The following is a 17,560-nucleotide window of genomic DNA, read 5'->3' on the forward strand; positions in this document are numbered from 1 at the left end:
TCATCTGCGCCGGATAGCGCGACTGAGCAGGGAAGGAAAGCGTCGCCACACGTCGGAGGGTTGACGCGCGGGGCGGCAGGCCGTCGAGCGCGGTCGAGGACGGCGAAGCGCCCCGGGGGCGTCTCGCCCGGCCCCGGACCGGTTATTCGCTAATCTGCCTCTTCTTCGGGCGCCATGTCGCCGTTTATGACGGCGACCAGGACGGGCGAAGCTTTGAAGGTTAGCACGCGCCGCGGCGTGATCGCCGCCTCGACCCCGGTCTTGGGGTTGCGACCGACGCGCGCGCGCTTCGCTCGGACGGTGAAGGTGCCAAACGAGCGCAGCTTCACCGGTTCGCCGCGCAAGAGCGCGCCACAGATTTCCTCGAAGGTCGCATCGAGGATTCGGCGCGCTTCGGACCGCGACAGCGTAGGGCAGCAGCCATACACCGCCTCGCGCAGCGCGGCGCGCGTCAACGCGCTCCCTTGCGGCTTCTCTCTAGTCACGGCGCGCCTGTTATGCGGCGGAATTCGACGTCAAATGGGATATGAGACACATTGACCACGATATACTCCCGCCCCCCGACTGCGCTTATTTCTATTGCCTACGGCCAAGCTTCAGTATCGCCTGTGCAGACCGTGTGCGCAGTTCCCATTGCTCAGATTAGTTGTAAATCCAAAAATTGCAAGCGTTCTAATGGGTTGCATGTGGTTTTGATCCGTACATTCCCTAACCGCGGCGCATCGGGTCCCGAATCCATTCTCCGATCCGCGTTAAGCTGAGAATGGCCCGTCAAAGCTTGACCTTATGCTTGGCGACAGGAATCATGGACCTGATCTTGCGGATGCGCTCGGCGTCGAGATGCGTCGAGACTAGACCCGCGCCTTCCGAAGCTTTGGCGACCACCTGTCCCCAGGGATCGGCGATGAGCGAGTTGCCGTAGCTGAAGCGCGTCTCGTGGCCCGCTTTGTGAGCGCCGGTCTGGGCGGGCGCGCAAAGATAGGCTTGCACCTCGATGGCCCGGGCCCTGCAGAGCACCTCCCAATGGTCTTTGCCGGTCACCAGGGTAAAGGCGGAGGGAAGCGCGATCACGTCGGCGCCCCGCTCGGCGAGGGCCTGGAAAAGGTAAGGAAAGCGCAGGTCGTAACAGATCGCGCATCCGATCGTCAGTCCCTCGCACTCATAGGTGACCACCTCGCCGCCTGGCTTGAAGGCGGCGCTTTCGTGATATTTCGCGCCGTCCGGCGCAGTGATGTCGAACATGTGGATCTTGCGGTACCGGGCCACTTCGACGCCGTCCCGGTTGAAGGCGACGCTGGTGTTGTGGATGCGGTCGTCGCCGGGAATTCGCTCGAGGATCGAGCCGGCGTGGATGTGCACCTTGTGGCTTTTGGCGAGCGACTGGCACATCTCATAGGCGGGTCCCCCGGGGAGGTCCTCGGCCGCGGCGATCTTTTCCGCACGCGTGCCGCCGATGAAGTCGAAACATTCCGGCAGGCAGATCCAGTCGGGCCGCTCCAACTCGATCGCCCGTTCGATCAGCGCGCGGGCCGCCGTGAGGTTGGCGGCTTTGTCGCCGACGGAATTCATCTGCACCAGAGTAACTTTCATGACCGATCTCATTTGCGCTGCGAGCAGCGCGCGAGGCGAAGCCGCCGATTGTCCGGCTGGCATAATACAAGAGCGTTCGGCTGCGTAAAGCGAAGGCCTGGGTGCTTAAGGCCTGGATGCTTGGCGCCGCGACGCGCGGCGCGTCTTCCGCTCGCAGAGACCTGCAGAAATTCGCTCAAGAGCAGGATGCGAAAAGCCCGAGCCGGTCTTGCCGCCGCGTGATCTAGAGACTGTCCCGACCCTCGTCGGCGCCGCGCATCCGCAGTAGGCATAGGGCGGCCCAGATCGCCAGCGCGGCCCAGGCGAGAATGGTCATCGAGCCGCCAATCGGCGCTGCATAAGGGAAGAGCTTGTGCTGCGCGAAGGCGCGAAGCGCAAGATCGGCGCAAAACAGTGTCGTCCCGCCCTGAAGCGCATAGACGAGGAATGCGAGAGCGGGCCCGCCCGGCCGCAGCGCTAGCAGCGCCGCGGCGAGCCCGGCGCCGGCCGCCGCGTGGATCATCAAAAATTGGCTTGCCGAGGCGAGCAAAGGACTCGCCTCGAGATGGGCTGCGGCGGCGGCGAGCGTCACGCCGCAGCCGCCGTGCAAGGCGGCGATGAAGAGCATAATGAGAGCGTGGCGGCGCATTCTTGAGCTTTCCCGAGGAGACGGCGTTGGCGCGAGCGTCACCATATAGGCGTCGCTCGGCGACGACGAGTCTTCGAGCCCCTGGGGCTCCAAGGTGCTTCGATTCGGTCCCCAAGCCTCATCGAAAAGAGGAGGGAGCAGGGGCGAGAGCCGAAGATTTTTATCAGGAGCTCCGATCCATTTGCCTAGATCACGATGCGTTTGAGCGGAGCCGCTCAAACGCAGATAACGTGATCGATTCCAAAGTTTTAGAGCGCGACTGGCGCGAAAAACCGGTTCCCACTTTTTCCCATCGCGCTCTATGCCGCAATTTGGCGCGCGATCTCAAGAAAAGGTCAACCTTAACCCCTCACAATGGCTGAAGCCGCGATTCTCCGGCGGAGGAGTGGAGAGACATGCCGAGCTTGCGCGAGAAGGTCATCGATGCGGGGATGCGTCTGCTCCGCGCGAGCGGCGCTCACGCGAACGCCTCGCTCGAAAGCGAGACTGCGCGGCCTTATCGCCCGAACGATTCCGCTCGAGCGGGAATGCGCTAGATTGCGGAGGCCGACCATTCGTTTCCACCTCTTCGATTCGGGCCGGGGGCGTCTCGCTTTGGGTCCGTCCTCGCGCGGCGTGGGGCTGCCCCTCACGGCGGCTTCGCTCGCGCTCGGCCTCGCCGTCCTCGCGCCTTTCCTTTTCGTCCTGCTCAGCGCGCGGCGGGAGCTCGCGGCGCTCGCGGTCGATCCGGCTCACGCCGCGTCGCTGCTCGAGCTGCACAAATCCCCCTTTCACGAGGCGGCGGCGGCGGGCGGGCGGTCGGTGCTGGCTGCGGCGTTTCTCGCGCAGACGCGCATCGCGGCCTTAGGCTTTTGCGCGATCGGAGCCTATTTCGCTTGGCGCGGCTACGCCAACCACCGGCCGCGCGCCTGGGGGCCTTTCTTCTGGGTTTCGGCCTTATGCCTGTTCTTCATTGCGCCCGTGCTGCTGCCAAAGCTCTCCGCGCAGCGCGCCGACTATGCCGTGACGGCGGTCGTGGGCGCGGCGCATGGCGTTGCAAAGCCGCGTCAGCAAGCCGTCGCCGTTCTGCCCCTGAAGCTCGATCCGACGACGGTGCTTGCAACCCGCGCGGGCCTCGCCGCCTTCGCCGCGGCTTTCCTTTCTTTGGCCTGCCACGACGCCGCTTTTCGCCTGCGCGAAGTGCTCATCGACCTCGGCTTGGCGGAGCCGGAGCCCCAAAAGCCCGGCTCGGGCGGCGCAGAGAACGAGGGAGTCGAGGAAAAGCTTCGCCGAGCCAAGAGAAAGCCGCAGGAACCGCGAAGAGAGGGGGAGGAAAGCCGGCCCGGACGACGAACTCGGGCGCGCAAGGCTGGAACGCCGGAAGACCCGCGGATTCGCGCTTTCGCGATGCTGGGCCTGCCCTCGGGCGCGAGCCGCGCCGAGATCGAAAAAGCCTTTCGCGCCAGGATCAAGCGCGCGCATCCAGACCATGGCGGCTCGGCCGAGCAGGCTGCGGCCTTGAACGAGGCGCGGAATCTCTTGTTGACTCACGGTTGAAGCCAGCGCCCCAGGCGGAGAAGTTTCGCGTGGCGTCGGCGAGGAGAGCGCCTATATTCAAAGCCAGCCTGCCGGAAAGCGCCGGCGCATCCGTCATGATCGGGATCGGAGCCTCAAATGAATTCCCTGGCCGTCGCAATATGCGGCGCAATCCTACTCTCCGCCGCCTTCGGCGTCTATTTGCGTCTGCGGCAGATCGCCTACGTCGGCGATCATCGAGGTGAGACACCGCCAGATTTCCGCGACAAAGTCACTGCGCAGGAGCATCGGCGGGCCGCCGACTACACTGTCGAGAACGCGAAGATCTCGATCGCCGAGACGCTTTACAGCGCTCTCGTCTCGCTCGCTTGGTTGCTCTTCTGGCTCGCGCCGCTCTATTGGGCGATCGCCGCGGTGACCGCCCCCGGACTTTGGCGCAGCCTCGCCATTACTCTGTCCTTCGCGGCGATCGCGAGCCTACTCGATCTTCCTTTCTCGCTCGCGCGCACCTTCTGGCTCGACGCGCGCTTCGGGCTGAACAAGCAGAGGCTCGGCGGCTTTCTTCTCGACTGGATAAAGTCCAGCGCGCTGGAGTTTGCGCTCGGCGCGCCGTTGCTCCTTGGGATGTTCGCGCTGCTCGCGGCTTTCCCCCACAATTGGTGGCTCTTCGCCTACGCCGGCTTCATGCTGTTCGCGCTGGCCATGACGATGGTGTATCCGAACTTCATCGCGCCGCTGTTCAACACATTCACGCCCATGCCCCAGGACGCGCTGCGCGAGCGTCTCGAGGCCTTGCTCAGCCGCTGCGGCTTCTCGGCGCAAAACCTTTACGTCATGGACGCTTCGACGCGTTCGACGCGCGGCAACGCCTATTTCGCGGGCTTCGGCAAGACGCGGCGCATCGTCCTGTTCGACACTTTGATCGCCAAGCATTCTCCCGACGAGATCGAGTCGATTCTCGCCCACGAGCTTGGACACTTCAAATTCGGCCACATCAAACAGTCGATGGCGCTGATGGCGGCCGTTGCGTTCGCGGGATTTGCCATTCTCTATTGGGCGCTCGGGCCCACGGGGCTTGCGTCCGCCTTTGGCTTCCCCTTCGAGCCGGCGATCGGATTCGCAATCATGCTGCTGGCGCGCGAGCCGGTCATGCATGTGTTGACGCCGATCTTCTCCTGGCGTTCGCGTCGCGCCGAATTCGAGGCGGATAATTTCGCCAAGGAGATGGTGGGCGAGGGCCCGATGATCTCGGCTCTGACGCGGCTGACGCGGGACAATCTCGCGACGCTGACGCCCGACCGGCTCTATGCGATGTTCTATTATTCGCATCCGCCGGCGCCGGAGCGCATCGCGCATCTGCGTGACGCGGCATGATCGGATGTGGAGCTGGAGCCGCGGCGCCTGTGCTCTCGATCGCGCTGCGTTCGGGCGGAATCGCTCGAATGCAGAAGGGGCTCCCGGACGTGCTCTAAGTTTTTGATTTGGAGCCTAGATCGTCTCGATCGCGTGATTGCGCGCGAACGAGACGCGCTTTAATGCGTCCCCGGCGCCAGCTTGACGCCGCGACGCTCGAAAGTCGCGTAGGAGAGCATCGCCGTCATCTTCGGATCGTCGGCGCCGAGCGGCTGGCCCTGGAGGGGATTGCGCAGGCACCAGTTCACCATCTCCCAGAGCTGCGCGACCTTGCCCAATTGCTTTTGGAACTTGGGATAGGTTTCCGGATGGGTGTTGGCGGCGTTGGGGTGGCATTGCGCGCAGGCGACGCCGTTGGTCCCCAGAGAGCCATCCGTCCAAAGCGTGCGGCCCTCGGCCACGACCTTCTGATATTCCGCTTGCCAGCGATCAATGTCGGCCTTGGTGAATTCGTCGGCTTTCGCCGGCGCTGAAGCCAGGACCGAAAGGGCGAGCAGGAATGCGGCGGCGAAAGAAAGACGCATTGTCGGCTCCTGATCAATAATGGGTTTGCGGCGGCCGGCGACGGCCGGGCTCCTGATAAGCGAGATCCACGGGCGCTCCCTTGGCAGGGTCGAAGCCGACGGTGCGCGGCTCATTGTCCCAAAGCTGGTAATGCGCCGTGACGCGTCCCGAATGTAGATCGACGAGCTGCCAGCCGGTGGCGTCGCGCTCAAAGAACGGGTCGCCTCGGTTCATCGGAACGGTCAAAACCGGCAGCTGGCTCTCGGCCTGCGCATAGCTCTGCGGATAGGGCCAGGGCCAAGCCGTGGCCATCACCGAATTGAAGGAGATGTTGCCGATCTGATTGTACTGGATCTGATGGACATGACCGTAGATCACATTGACCGAACGGAACGGTTGAAGCAGCGCCTGCACCTCCTCCGCGTCGTCGGTCCAGAAGTTCCAGCCCTTGTATATCTTTTGCAATGGCGAGTGCGAGAAGACGACGATCGGCGTGTCGTGACTGATCTTGGAGAGATCCTCTTTAAGCCAAGCGCGTTGTTTCTCGCCCACCATGAAGGGCGAGCCGTTGGGATTGTCGAGGTCCGCCATCTCGAGCATGCGCTGCTCTGCTGTCGGCCAGCGGCGGTGGGTCCAGTCGTCATTGACGATAATCGAGTTCAGCACGACGAAATGCACGCCCTTATGATCGAAACTGTACCAGTGATCCCCGTAAAGCTTGCTCCAATATTCGCCGAGATCGAGATAATAGTCGTGCTCGCCCATCACGCAGCGCAGCTTGGGCTTGAGCTGCGAGAGAATCTCCGCGCCATGGTCCAGCTCCTCGCGCTTGCCGAGCTGCGCCAGATCGCCGCCGAACATGACAAAGTCCGACTCAGGCTTGATCAGATTGGCTTCGGCCACGGCGCGCTTGAGGCCCATATCCCAGTTGCGCACGAAGCTCGCGCCTTTGATCTGCTGGATATGCGCGTCGGAGATGTAGGTGAAGGCGAAGTCCTCGCGCTCGCCTGCGAAAGCGAGCCGCACCATGCTGATCGGAAGCGTCGTCAGAGATCCTGCGACGCCGGCGGCTCCTGCCGCCATCACGCTGCGTCTCGTAATCAGTCTGCTCATTCTTCTGCCCCTCGAGTGGCGGTTCGCTTGTGGCGTCCGGAGTCACGTCCGCGTGGCGACGCGCGCCTCAGGGCGTCGCGCCTTCCCGCGTCTTGGCGTTCGCATATTGCGGGCTCGTCAAAGTCTCCAGGAAAGCGACGAGATCGTTGATCTGCTGCTCCGAGAGATTGAGCGGCCGGATGCCGCCTGAGAGATAGGGATTGATCGACGGGTCGCCGGCGCTCTTGCCGCCGTCGTTGTAATGCTTGACGACGTCCCGCAGCGTCTTCAGCGAGCCGTCGTGCATATAGGGTCCTGTGACGGAAATATTGCGAAGTGTCGAAGTCTTGAAGGCGCCGATTTCGTCGAAATGCGTCGTCACGGCGAAGCGGCCGAGATCCGAGACCTTTGGATCGGCCAGCACTGTGTTGTCGACCGAGGCGCCGGCGGCTTTGGCCTTCTGGAACTCGGCGGAGAGGCGCGGAACGTCGGGCTGGATCTTGTTGATCCCGACGCCGATGTTGTGGAAGCGGTTGTCGGTGAAGAGCGCGCGGTCCTGCTCGATCGTGTGGCAGGACACGCAGCGTCCCTGGGTGAGGAAGATCTGGAAGCCGCGTTTGGCGTCCGCGCTGATCGCCTCATTGTCATGCCCGAAATACCATCGGTCGAAAGGCGAGTCGCCCGAGACAAGCGTCCGCTCGAAGGCGGCTATCGCCTTCTTCACGTGCTCCATCGAGATCGAGGAGCCGCCCACGCCGAAAACCTTAATGAAGGCTGCCGTGTAAGCCGGGTCCTCCCGCACGATCTTGAGGATCGGCTCATGCGACGGGAGGCCCATCTCGACTGGGTTGAGAAAAGGAAACTGCGACTGGTCCTCCAGCGAGGAGGCGCGGCCGTCCCAAAAGAAGGAGTCGAAATAGGCGGCGTTGATGACGGTCGGCGCGTTGCGGGTCCCGAACTGGCCGGATATGCCGCGCGACGTCTTGAGAGGGGAATCGGTGAAGGCTTTGTTATCGTCGTGACAGGTGCTGCAGCTCTCCTTGCCGTCTCCGGAGAATCGCTTGTCGTGAAAAAGCTTCTGTCCGAGCGCGACCTTGTCGTCGGATTGCGGATTGTCTGCGGGTATCCGCACCGGGGGCAACCCGAGCGGCTCCGCGCGTGTTCCAAGCGGCTCCGCGCGTGCAGAGGCCGGAGCTGTCGCTATCCCCACCGCCGCCGCCAAGAGCAGCGCTTTTGCTCGATTGCGCCTCATTGCTCCCTCCCCAGTACGCCGACGGAGCCGGCGTCTTCCGCCGTTTTTTGTTTTAATCCGCGCGGCTCGCGTACCGGCGGCGCCGGCGGGACTGCATTATCTTGCTCTAGCTTTTCCGCTACGGCAAGCGACTTCACGATGAATTCGATCTTTCGTTTTTTCGCAAACGCACAGGATTTTCGTTTTTTGATCTCGAGCGCGAACAGAAACCGTTGAGGGTGATCGGGAAAAAATTCGAACTCTGTGCTCGGAGCTCCCGCAGTGACGCTGCGCTGATCTTCAGCTTTGCGGTCGTTGCGCGCTCGTGATAGTCCGTCGCGCGGCGATCATTGCGGCGCACAAGGCTCCGCGTCTGCACGCTTACGCCGAAGAGGGGAGTTATGACTCTACGAACTTTGATTTTCGCTCTCGCACTCGTTCCACTGGCTGCTCACGCCGATGACCTGCGACACGACGCGCTGGCCGCGTCGCTTGCGCCGATCGACGCCGCGTCGGCGCTCAAGGCGGTGAAGGGCAACGACGTGACTCCGGCGAAGATCGAGCTAGGGCAAAAGCTCTTCTTCGATCCGCGGCTCTCGAAGAGCCAGTTGATCAGTTGCGCCTCCTGCCACAATCTCTCGCTTGGCGGCGCGGACACAGGGTCGACCTCGGTCGGCCACGGCTGGCAGAAGGGCCCGCGGCGCGCGCCGACCGTTCTCAACGCCGTGTTCAACAGCGCTCAGTTCTGGGACGGGCGCGCGGAGGATCTGAAAGCGCAGGCCAAGGGGCCGATTCAGGCCGCCGTCGAAATGAGCAACACGCCCGCGGCGGTCGAGGCGACGCTGCGCAGCATGCCGGGTTATGTGAAGGACTTCGACGCCGCGTTTCCCCACGAAGCGCAGCCCGTCACCTTCGACAACATGGCGAAGGCCATCGAAGCCTTCGAAGCCACTCTGGTTACGCCGGGCGCCCGCTTCGACAAATTCCTCGCGGGGGACGACGCCGCGTTGAACGACTCGGAGAAGAAGGGGTTGCGGCTCTTCCTCGATAAGGGCTGCGCTTCCTGCCACAGCGGACCGAACATCGGAGGCGCGGCGTATTTCTCCTTCGGCGTCGCGAAAGCGCCCTCCGAAGAACTGCGCCCGATCGCGGACAAAGGTCGCAGCGCGGTCACCAAGAGCGCGTCCGACGACTTCGTCTTCCGCGCCGCGCCCTTGCGCAACGTCGCCCTGCGCGCTCCCTATTTCCACACGGGCAAAGTGTGGAGCTTGGACGAGGCGGTCAATTTGATGGCCGTCCATCAATTGGGGACCACGCTCAGCCCGGAGGAAACGCGGGAGATCGTCGCCTTTCTGGGAAGCCTGAACGGCGAGGCGCCGAAGGTCGCCTATCCGACCTTGCCCCCGCGCGCGAGCGAGACGCCGCGTCCGCAATACTGAGCGCAAAAGCTTCTTACTTCGGCGGCGCGCCGGCTCTCGAAGGAGGGCCGGCGCGTTTTCTGTCTTAAGGGCGTCATTTGGCCGGAGTTGGGTGTCACCGTTAGCTCGAACTTGACCCTATCATTCGGTGCGGTGCAGCACAAAATGTCGCAGCCTTTGCGGTTGAGGGCGCGCAGGGGGATGGCCAGGGCTCGAGGCTGCGACAGGATCGCTCTAGATTGCCCAGATTATCGAGAGATTTGTATTTCATTGCGCCTGCGAAAGGGATGAGGGGAGATAGGTCGTCTCGGGATAGAGGTGGCGGGAAACCTACCCGAATGGGTCGATAAGCCCCTTCGATAGATTGTCATCTCCAGTCCTATCGAGTATTGTTTTTGAACGCCCAAACGGAAATGGTCTGGGCACGCTGGGCTCATCCCCGGGCGGGATCCAGAGGAGGGTCGCGACAGGCGACATCCTCGGCGTTTCGCCTCGGGGCGGCTCCAAGCGGCGCGTCGGGCTCGTCGGCTTGAACGGCAACGAGAACGAAACAGAAAACAAAAAACGAGCAGAACCAAAAACAAAAACAAAAACGAGAGGGAAGGGCGCAGGGCTTCGCGCATTTCGTCAAAGAAGAAAGACATCGGACGGACGCCTCGGCGCGGCTCGCGCATGGGACGTTTGAAGTCCGGGCCGCTTTTGGAGCGAGGGGCGCCGTCTGGCGTTTCGAGCGCCAGGAGGCGAGAGACGAGATCGACAAAAGAATAAAGAAGAGCGAAGCGCGTCGAAACGCCAAAGAAGAGCCGAAACGCTTAAGAAGAGCAAGAACGAGCGTGAAGGCCTGGGATGTCGGGGGTTGAGAAGCCTTAAAAGCTCGAGCAGGACGGGGGCTGCGCCGCTTACTCTTTGGCGGAACGGCCGCAAGACGCGCAAATCTGAATAGAGAGCAGACTTAGGAGGACCAAGCATGAGTTCGACAACAAGCACGGCTGCTGGCGCAGCCGCTGGCACAGACACCATCGTCGATCTGAAGGGAATGTGGATCGGCCTTGCGGTGCTGAACGTGTTTTACCTGATCGTTCGCATCTATGAGCAGATCTACGGCTGGCGCGCGGGTCTCGACTCGTTCGCTCCGGAGTTCCAGACGTACTGGCTGTCGATCCTTTGGACGGAGATCCCGCTGGAGCTCGTCTCGGGCATCGGCCTTGCCGGTTACCTCTGGAAGACCCGCGACCGCAACGTTGACGCCGTGGCTCCTCGCGAGGAGATGCGCCGTCTGGTGGTTCTGGTTCAATGGCTGACGGTTTACGGCATCGCCATTTACTGGGGCGCGTCCTTCTTCACGGAGCAGGACGGCACGTGGCACATGACGGTGATTCGCGACACGGACTTCACGCCGTCGCACATCATCGAGTTCTACATGAGCTACCCGATCTACTCGGTGATCGCGGTTGGCGCGTTCTTCTATGCGAAGACCCGCATTCCGTATTTTGCTCATGGCTACTCGCTGGCGTTCCTGATCGTGGCGATTGGTCCGTTCATGATCATCCCGAACGTTGGCCTGAACGAGTGGGGCCACACTTTCTGGTTCATGGAAGAGCTGTTCGTTGCTCCGCTGCATTGGGGCTTCGTGTTCTTCGGCTGGATGGCGCTGGGCGTGTTCGGCGTCGTGCTGCAGATCCTCGGCCGCATCCATGCGCTGGTCGGCAAGGAAGGCGTCGCGCTGCTCGCCTGATCGGCTGCGCGCGAGAGATCGGAGGGTCGCGCCTTGGGGCGCGGCTCTCACCAGACAAGCGTAAAAACTGAAGAAGAAGACGACAATCCGGCGATGACAGCCGGAGCGTTGAATGACACCAAGGAGAAGAGAGATGTCGACATCGAAGAGCGGGGGAGCGGTCGGTCCGTTCCATTCCGTCGCGGAAGCGGCGGGATGCGTTCAGACCACCGATTGGATGCTTCTGACGCTGCTGTTTTTTGCGGTTTTGGGCGGCTACCACGTCCATTTTATGCTGACGGCGGGCGACTGGGACTTCTGGGTTGACTGGAAGGATCGTCGTATGTGGCCGACGGTTGTGCCGATTCTGGGCGTGACCTTCGCGGCGGCGTCGCAGGCCTTTTTCTGGGTGAACTTCCGTCTGCCGTTTGGCGCGGTGTTCGCGGTTCTGGGCCTGCTGATCGGCGAGTGGATCAACCGCTACGTGAACTTCTGGGGTTGGACCTATTTCCCGATCTCGCTGGTGTTCCCGTCGGCTCTGATGGTTCCGGCGATCTGGCTTGACGTGATCCTTCTGCTCTCGGGCAGCTATGTGATCACGGCGGTGATCGGCGCGCTGGGCTGGGGCCTGCTGTTCTATCCGAACAACTGGCCGGCGATCGGTCAGTTCCACCAGGCGACGGAGCAGCATGGTCAGCTGATGTCGCTTGCGGATCTGATCGGCTTCCACTTCGTCCGCACGTCGATGCCGGAATACATCCGCATGGTCGAGCGCGGCACGCTGCGCACCTTCGGTAAGGACGTTGTGCCGGTTGCGGCGTTCTTCTCGGGCTTCGTGTCGATGCTGGTCTACTTCGCGTGGTGGTGGCTGGGCCGCTTCTATTCGACGACGAAGGTCATCAAGGAAATCTAAGCCTGACGACGCGCTTCCTCGCGGACCTGTCCTCGTCTCGAGGCGGGACCGCGGGGAGGGGAAAAGAGCGGGGGCCGTAGGGCCTGCGAGAGCGGGTCCGGCCCCAAACGAAAGAAACTGGGAGGTTGTTGATGAAAGCCCTAGTCAAGCTGGCTGCGCTGGGCGCGGCGGCGGTGGTGGCGACGGTTGGAGCTGCGGCTCCGGCCTTCGCGCACGGCGAGAAGTCGCAGCAGGCGTTCCTTCGGATGCGCACGCTGAACTGGTATGACGTCGCCTGGTCGAAGACCTCGGTGGCGGTGAACGAAGAGATGGTGCTTTCGGGCAAGGTGCACGTGTTCTCGGCGTGGCCGCAGGCTGTGGCCAATCCGCGCGTGTCGTTCCTGAACGCCGGCGAGCCGGGTCCGGTTCTGGTCCGCACGGCGCAGTTCATCGGCGAGCAGTTCGCGCCGCGTTCGTTCTCGATGGTTCCCGGGAACGACTATGCGTTCTCGATCAACCTGCGCGGCCGTCGCGCCGGCCGCTGGCACGTTCACGCTCAGATCAACGTTGAAGGCGGCGGACCGATCATCGGGCCGGGCCAGTGGATCGAGATCAAGGGCGACATGAAGGACTTCACCGATCCGGTGACGCTCCTTGATGGAACGACGATCGACCTCGAGCACTACGGCATCAGCCGGGTTTACGCCTGGCATATGCCGTGGCTGATCGTGGGCGCGGCCTGGATCCTGTTCTGGTTCGTGCGCAAGGGCATCATCGCTTCCTATCTCCGCGTTGCGGAAGGCCGGGACGATGAGGCGACCACCGACGAAGACCGCCGCATTGGCGCGATCGTGCTGGCGCTGACGATCCTCGCGACGATCTTCGGCTACGCCTACACGAACTCGCAGTTCCCGCGCACGATCCCGCTTCAGGCCGGCTTGCAGAAGCCGCTGACGCCGATCACGAGCACGGGCACCGTGGGCGTCGGCAAGGATCAGGTGAGCGTTGACCTCGGCGGCGGCGTCTACAAGGTGCCGGGCCGTGAGCTGACGATCAACGTGAAGGTGAAGAACTCGACGGCTCATCCGCTTCGCCTCGGCGAATATACGACGGCCGGCCTGCGCTTCCTCAACCCGGACGTGTTCACGACGAAGCCTGAGTTCCCGGACTATCTGCTTGCGGATCGCGGTCTGTCGACGGATCCGACGCCGATCGCGCCGGGCGAGACGAAGGACATTGTCGTGAAGGTGCAGGACGCGCGTTGGGACATCGAGCGTCTGTCGGACCTGGCCTATGACACGGACAGCCAGATCGGCGGCCTGTTGTTCTTCTTCACGCCGGACGGTCAGCGCTACGCCGCGGAAATCGGCGGCCCGGTCATTCCGAAGTTCGTCGCGGGCGACATGCCCTGATCGACGCCTGACGTGACAATCAGCCGGCCGGAGAGAAACCTCTCCGGCCGGTTTTTTTTTGAAGTGAACAACCGCCTTGCGCAAAATTGCTCGTTATGCGATGCAATTTCACGCGCGCGTCGATTGGTCGCAATCACCGCTTTGGCTTTTTCCTGAAAACTGTAATTAAATCGGGAAGAAAGGGCCGGGCGGAACAGCGGTCCGGCCAATGGGGCGTCGGACGTGCACGCTGGCGGCTCAGCGATGCGGCGCATGCAAGCAAAGAAAGAAGAGGGAGAAACCCGAGGATGAGGCGAGCTTCAATTTTGTCGACGATCTTCGGCGCGCTGTTTCTCCTTTTCGCGCAGGGCCAGGCGCGCGCCGAGGGCGGCGCAGGTCCGGAAGCGATGACGATGGGAAATATGTGCATGGTCATGTTCGGCTATGACATGATCCACATCACCTCCTATCTGCCGGGAATGTCCCGCAGCGAATATTGCGAGGAGATACCGGCGACGGGGAAGGTCATCATGGTCTTCGATATCGAGAATCCCAGATTTCGGGATTTGCCGATCGAAATTCGCATCATTCGCGATCCGCTGACTCCGGTCACCAGCGACACGAAGCTCGATCCCCTCACCGAGGTGCATTTTCCGGCGACACGCTATCGGACCGGCACCTTCAGCTTCGAACATGATTATATGAACAATGGCCATTATATCGGCATGGTGACGCTGACCAAGGAGAGCGGGGAGCAGGAGACGCAGATCTTCAAGTTCTCGGTGGGCGAGACCCTGTGGCAGTATGTTCCCTATCTTCTGGGAGCCGTGCTGATCGGCATGCTCATCTTCTTCTACTGGCGGCACTCGCATCCGGCGGCCCGCAAAGAACCCCAGGCGGCGAGCTGACGCAAAGACGTTAGTGTCCCAACGTGTGGTCGAGAGGAACCAAGACCATGAGCAAGATTAAGCCTGCGCAAAATGGAAAGTCCTGGCGGGCGGCGGCGTTCGCGACGATCGCGACGCTTCTGCTCTTTTCGACCGCGCCGGCGCTGGCGCACTCCTTCCTCGTGGACGCCAATCCCTCTTCGAAGGACCACGTCGAGGCCATGCCGAAAGCTGTCAAGCTGAAATTCGGCGCTGGCGTCGAGCCCGCTTATTCGACGCTCTCCATCGAAACCAGCGACGGCAAGGTCCTCGCGAAGGGAGCGGTCGGAAAGCCGGAGACGCCGCGCGAGCTGACGCTCGATGCGCCGGCCGACTTGGCTCCGGGGCGTTACGTCATCCGCTATCGCGTGCTTTCGCAGGACGGCCACATCGTCGAGGGGAACTATGAATTCTTTCTCGACGCTAAGAAATAGCGGGTTCTGGCAGCGAGACACGCCGGAGCGAGTTCGATCGCGAAAGCTTGTCGAGCGCGATTCAAAGAAAGCGTGAGCGGCGTTTGGGATTGGCGCGCTCCGCCTTTTGGAAAGGATCGCGTTTTTCGCGTTCAAGTGAAGGCGCCTGAGCGCAGCGTGATGGCGCAGATGGCGGTCGAGACGACGTAGCGGGAAACCAAAACGAGATGTCCCAAACCTTCCTCCGCTTCTTCGAGGCGCTCCCGACGGCGCTCGCAGTCGGCTTGTTGCTGCTGCCGCTCCTCAGCGAGGAGAACGGCGCGCGCTTCAAACCGGCGATCGCCCTATGCGGCGTGTTGCGCGCCGTGCTCGGCTTCGGCCTCATCGTGCTGATCGCCAGAGCGATTATTCCCGCTGACGTTCCGCTCAGCTTCGACGGCCTCGTCACCTTCAGCACGAGCACGTCCGTCGGACGGGCGTGGGTCGCGACCGAGATCGTCGCTCTGCTTTTCGCGCTCGCGACTCTCCTTCGCCTGCGCGTCGATTCCGGCGTCTTCGACAAGGCGACGCTCGGCCTCGGCGGACTCGTTCTCGCTCTGACCTCCGTGACCGGTCATGCGATCGACGACAGCTTCCGCTGGTGGCAGCAAGCAAGCTTCCTCTTGCACACGGCCGCCGGCCTGACATGGCTGGGCGGTCTCATCGGCCTCGTCTGGTGGATGTTCACCGGGCGCGGGAAGTCGCCGGAGGTTGCGGCGAAGCTTTCGGAGCGTTGGTCGAACGTCGCCAAGGTCGCCATCGTGATCGTGGTGATTAGCGGGATCGTGATGGCGTGGGAGAATGTGGGCAGCTTCGCCAATCTGCTCGCCACGCCCTATGGGCGGCTGCTGACGATCAAGCTCGCTCTCTTCTGCGCATCCATGCTCGCGGCCCTGGCGCTGGCGCTATACCTCAACCGCCGGCCGGCCGATAAATTCGACTTCGATTGGTACGGACGTGTGGGCCTTGCGGAGGCGGTCGCGGCTGCCGGTCTCGTCTTCATCGCCGGATGGATCGCGGTCATCACGCCCGCCTCGCACGAGACAGATCTTTATTGGCCCCTCCCATTTCGCCTCTCTTGGTCGGCGACCTGGGGCTATGTCGGCGCGAAACTGCCGTGGATCGACGTCGCCAACTGGTATCTCGCGCCCGCATGGTCGGCCGTCGTCGCCGTCGTCTGCGCGGCGCTCGCCGCCTTCTTTTGGTGGGCGCCGCGCCTGCGTCCATGGCGACGCTTCTCGACGCCCGGGGCGCTGCTGCTTTCGGCGCTTTTCGTCGGCTCCTCCTTCGCCACCGTGGCTTACACCGACACCTACAACGATCCGGCTGTCGACTACACGGCGATGTCGGTCGTGCGCGGGCAAAAGCATTTCAACGCGAATTGCGTCGCCTGTCATGGCGTTTCAGGCGAGGGGAACGGCGAACTCGCCAGCGGGCTGAAGGACCTCAAGGGATTGCCGGTCACGCCCGCCGACCTGACCGCCCCGCATGTGGGCAACCACACGATCGGCGACATCTTCCACTGGCTGTCTTATGGCGGCACCAGCGGCGTCATGCCGGGGTTCAAGGAGACGCTCGACCCCGACGACCGCTGGGACGTGATCAACTTCCTCTTGATGATGTCCTATTCCAACCGCGCCCGCTTCATCGGCGCGCAGCCGATGGTGCAGTGGCTCATCGCCCCGGACTTCCAGCTCGTCGATCCCGAGGACAAGATCACGACTTTCTACGGGCTGCGCGGGACGCCGACCCTGCTTTCCTTTGCGCGCTGTAACGCGCCCGAGGTCGATGAACATGCGCTCGAAGCGTCTCTCGCCATTGCGGATGAAACCGCCAAAGCCGCGGGCGCCAACCATGTGACGGTCTATCAAGGCGGCTGCCCCGCCTCGCTCATGGCGCGCGCGCCCACCAATCCGCAAGCTGTCGAACGCGCCTATTCCATCATCAACCGCTATCCGAACGAGAAGCCCAGCGACGAGATCGCGGAAGCGCATTATCTCATTGATCGCTCCGGCTATCTGCGTGCGCGCTATCGGCATTTCGAGGACGGCGCCGGCCAGGCCGCGCAGCTCTCCGCCGCGATCGCGCAACTCGCCCGAGAACCTTTCATCATCGTGAGCCTGCACTCGCACTAAGGTGCGAAGAAAGGGCCATCCGCCCAATGCCGGATGGCAAATTAGGAGGAACGTAAGATGAAGCGGCGTGATCTTTTGCAGTCGACGGGCGCAATCCTCGCTGGGCTCGTGACGGGAAAGCTTTTTTCCGTCGGCGCGGCGAGCGCCCATGAATATGAGCTCGGCAAGCTGATCGTCGAGCATCCCTGGATCCGCTCGCCCAAGGAGGGCGAGACGAAGGCCTATCTCTATGCCTTCATCCACAATGAAGGGAATGAGCCCGATCGCTTGATCGGCGCGAAGGGCGAAAAATTCGGCAATTTCGAAATCTATCCCGACGCGCGGAGCGCCGCGAAAGCGACGGGCATTCCGATTCCTCCTCACGCCACGACGACTCTCGCGCCCGGCGGCGCCTATGTGCTGCTGCTCGACATCAAGAAGCACCTCGAGGTCGGCTGGGGTCTGGAGCTGACGCTCAAATTCGAGAAGGCCGGAGAGGTCGTCATCGACGCTGCGATCGAGGCGCCCGACGCCGCCCATGCGCATGATGCGGAGGCCCAGGCGCGCTGGGAAAAAGCGCAGGCTTCAGGCGCCGCGCCCGCCGCGCCGCCAGCGGGTCATGACCACGATCACGATCATCACCACTGAAGCGAGCGGACGCCGCAACGCGCGCGCCTCTC

Annotated in this window: 16 protein-coding genes; 10 read left to right on the plus strand and 6 right to left on the minus strand. The window is 62.7% G+C overall.

Going from position 1 to position 17,560, the window contains the following annotated elements; translation table 11 throughout:
• Window positions 1-149 precede the first annotated feature (149 nt).
• The 3 genes from QMG80_RS11250 to QMG80_RS11260 all read right to left on the minus strand — a co-directional run bounded on the left by QMG80_RS11250 (window position 150) and on the right by QMG80_RS11260 (window position 2,218).
• Window positions 150-485: an integration host factor subunit alpha gene (locus tag QMG80_RS11250; RefSeq protein WP_085772907.1), complete on the minus strand. Its 336-nt coding sequence runs from the start codon at window positions 483-485 to the stop codon at window positions 150-152.
• A gap of 286 nt (window positions 486-771) precedes the next feature.
• Complete coding sequence (locus QMG80_RS11255) at window positions 772-1,590, minus strand: carbon-nitrogen hydrolase family protein (RefSeq protein ID WP_085773832.1); 819 nt, start codon at window positions 1,588-1,590, stop codon at window positions 772-774.
• A 223-nt stretch (window positions 1,591-1,813) separates the two neighbouring features.
• Window positions 1,814-2,218: a DUF423 domain-containing protein gene (locus QMG80_RS11260; protein WP_085772908.1), complete on the minus strand. Its 405-nt coding sequence runs from the start codon at window positions 2,216-2,218 to the stop codon at window positions 1,814-1,816.
• Between the two features lie 537 nt (window positions 2,219-2,755).
• On the opposite strand from QMG80_RS11260, the gene QMG80_RS11265 reads away from it, so the two are divergent.
• The gene (locus tag QMG80_RS11265; protein ID WP_085772909.1) at window positions 2,756-3,754 is read left to right on the plus strand and encodes a J domain-containing protein; all 999 of its coding nucleotides are present in this window, start codon (window positions 2,756-2,758) and stop codon (window positions 3,752-3,754) included.
• Window positions 3,755-3,871: 117 nt separating this feature from the next.
• A complete protein-coding gene (locus QMG80_RS11270) occupies window positions 3,872-5,107 on the plus strand; it encodes a M48 family metallopeptidase (protein ID WP_085772910.1) in 1,236 nt (411 codons plus the stop codon).
• Between the two features lie 158 nt (window positions 5,108-5,265).
• On the opposite strand, the gene QMG80_RS11275 is transcribed toward QMG80_RS11270, so the two are convergent.
• From QMG80_RS11275 to QMG80_RS11285, 3 genes are all read right to left on the minus strand, one after another.
• Window positions 5,266-5,670, minus strand: coding sequence for a cytochrome C (locus QMG80_RS11275; RefSeq protein WP_085772911.1), 405 nt, complete (start codon window positions 5,668-5,670; stop codon window positions 5,266-5,268).
• Window positions 5,671-5,683: 13 nt separating this feature from the next.
• Window positions 5,684-6,763, minus strand: coding sequence for a metallophosphoesterase family protein (locus QMG80_RS11280; RefSeq protein ID WP_085772912.1), 1,080 nt, complete (start codon window positions 6,761-6,763; stop codon window positions 5,684-5,686).
• Between the two features lie 67 nt (window positions 6,764-6,830).
• Window positions 6,831-7,994, minus strand: coding sequence for a cytochrome-c peroxidase (locus tag QMG80_RS11285; RefSeq protein ID WP_085772913.1), 1,164 nt, complete (start codon window positions 7,992-7,994; stop codon window positions 6,831-6,833).
• A gap of 380 nt (window positions 7,995-8,374) precedes the next feature.
• Between QMG80_RS11285 and QMG80_RS11290 the strand changes: the two genes are divergently transcribed.
• The 8 genes from QMG80_RS11290 to QMG80_RS11325 all read left to right on the plus strand — a co-directional run bounded on the left by QMG80_RS11290 (window position 8,375) and on the right by QMG80_RS11325 (window position 17,528).
• The gene (locus tag QMG80_RS11290; protein WP_085772914.1) at window positions 8,375-9,412 is read left to right on the plus strand and encodes a cytochrome-c peroxidase; all 1,038 of its coding nucleotides are present in this window, start codon (window positions 8,375-8,377) and stop codon (window positions 9,410-9,412) included.
• A gap of 946 nt (window positions 9,413-10,358) precedes the next feature.
• Window positions 10,359-11,126: a bacterial ammonia monooxygenase, subunit AmoC gene (amoC, locus tag QMG80_RS11295; protein WP_085771887.1), complete on the plus strand. Its 768-nt coding sequence runs from the start codon at window positions 10,359-10,361 to the stop codon at window positions 11,124-11,126.
• A 133-nt stretch (window positions 11,127-11,259) separates the two neighbouring features.
• Entirely contained in the window at window positions 11,260-12,018 is a 759-nt protein-coding gene (amoA, locus tag QMG80_RS11300) for a bacterial ammonia monooxygenase, subunit AmoA (RefSeq protein WP_085772257.1), read from the plus strand.
• A gap of 131 nt (window positions 12,019-12,149) precedes the next feature.
• A complete protein-coding gene (gene amoB, locus QMG80_RS11305; RefSeq protein ID WP_085772258.1) occupies window positions 12,150-13,409 on the plus strand; it encodes a bacterial ammonia monooxygenase, subunit AmoB in 1,260 nt (419 codons plus the stop codon).
• A 287-nt stretch (window positions 13,410-13,696) separates the two neighbouring features.
• Window positions 13,697-14,296 (plus strand): hypothetical protein, encoded by a 600-nt coding sequence (locus tag QMG80_RS11310; RefSeq protein WP_085772916.1) that lies wholly within the window; start codon window positions 13,697-13,699, stop codon window positions 14,294-14,296.
• A gap of 47 nt (window positions 14,297-14,343) precedes the next feature.
• Window positions 14,344-14,748: a copper resistance CopC family protein gene (locus QMG80_RS11315; protein ID WP_085772917.1), complete on the plus strand. Its 405-nt coding sequence runs from the start codon at window positions 14,344-14,346 to the stop codon at window positions 14,746-14,748.
• A 206-nt stretch (window positions 14,749-14,954) separates the two neighbouring features.
• Window positions 14,955-16,901 carry a CopD family protein gene (locus tag QMG80_RS11320; RefSeq protein WP_085772918.1) on the plus strand — a complete coding sequence of 649 codons (1,947 nt, stop codon included), beginning with the start codon at window positions 14,955-14,957 and terminating at the stop codon, window positions 16,899-16,901.
• Between the two features lie 57 nt (window positions 16,902-16,958).
• Window positions 16,959-17,528: a copper chaperone PCu(A)C gene (locus QMG80_RS11325; RefSeq protein ID WP_085772919.1), complete on the plus strand. Its 570-nt coding sequence runs from the start codon at window positions 16,959-16,961 to the stop codon at window positions 17,526-17,528.
• Window positions 17,529-17,560 lie beyond the last annotated feature (32 nt).

The sequence above is a fragment of the Methylocystis bryophila genome, assembly GCF_027925445.1.
Classification (GTDB): domain Bacteria; phylum Pseudomonadota; class Alphaproteobacteria; order Rhizobiales; family Beijerinckiaceae; genus Methylocystis; species Methylocystis bryophila.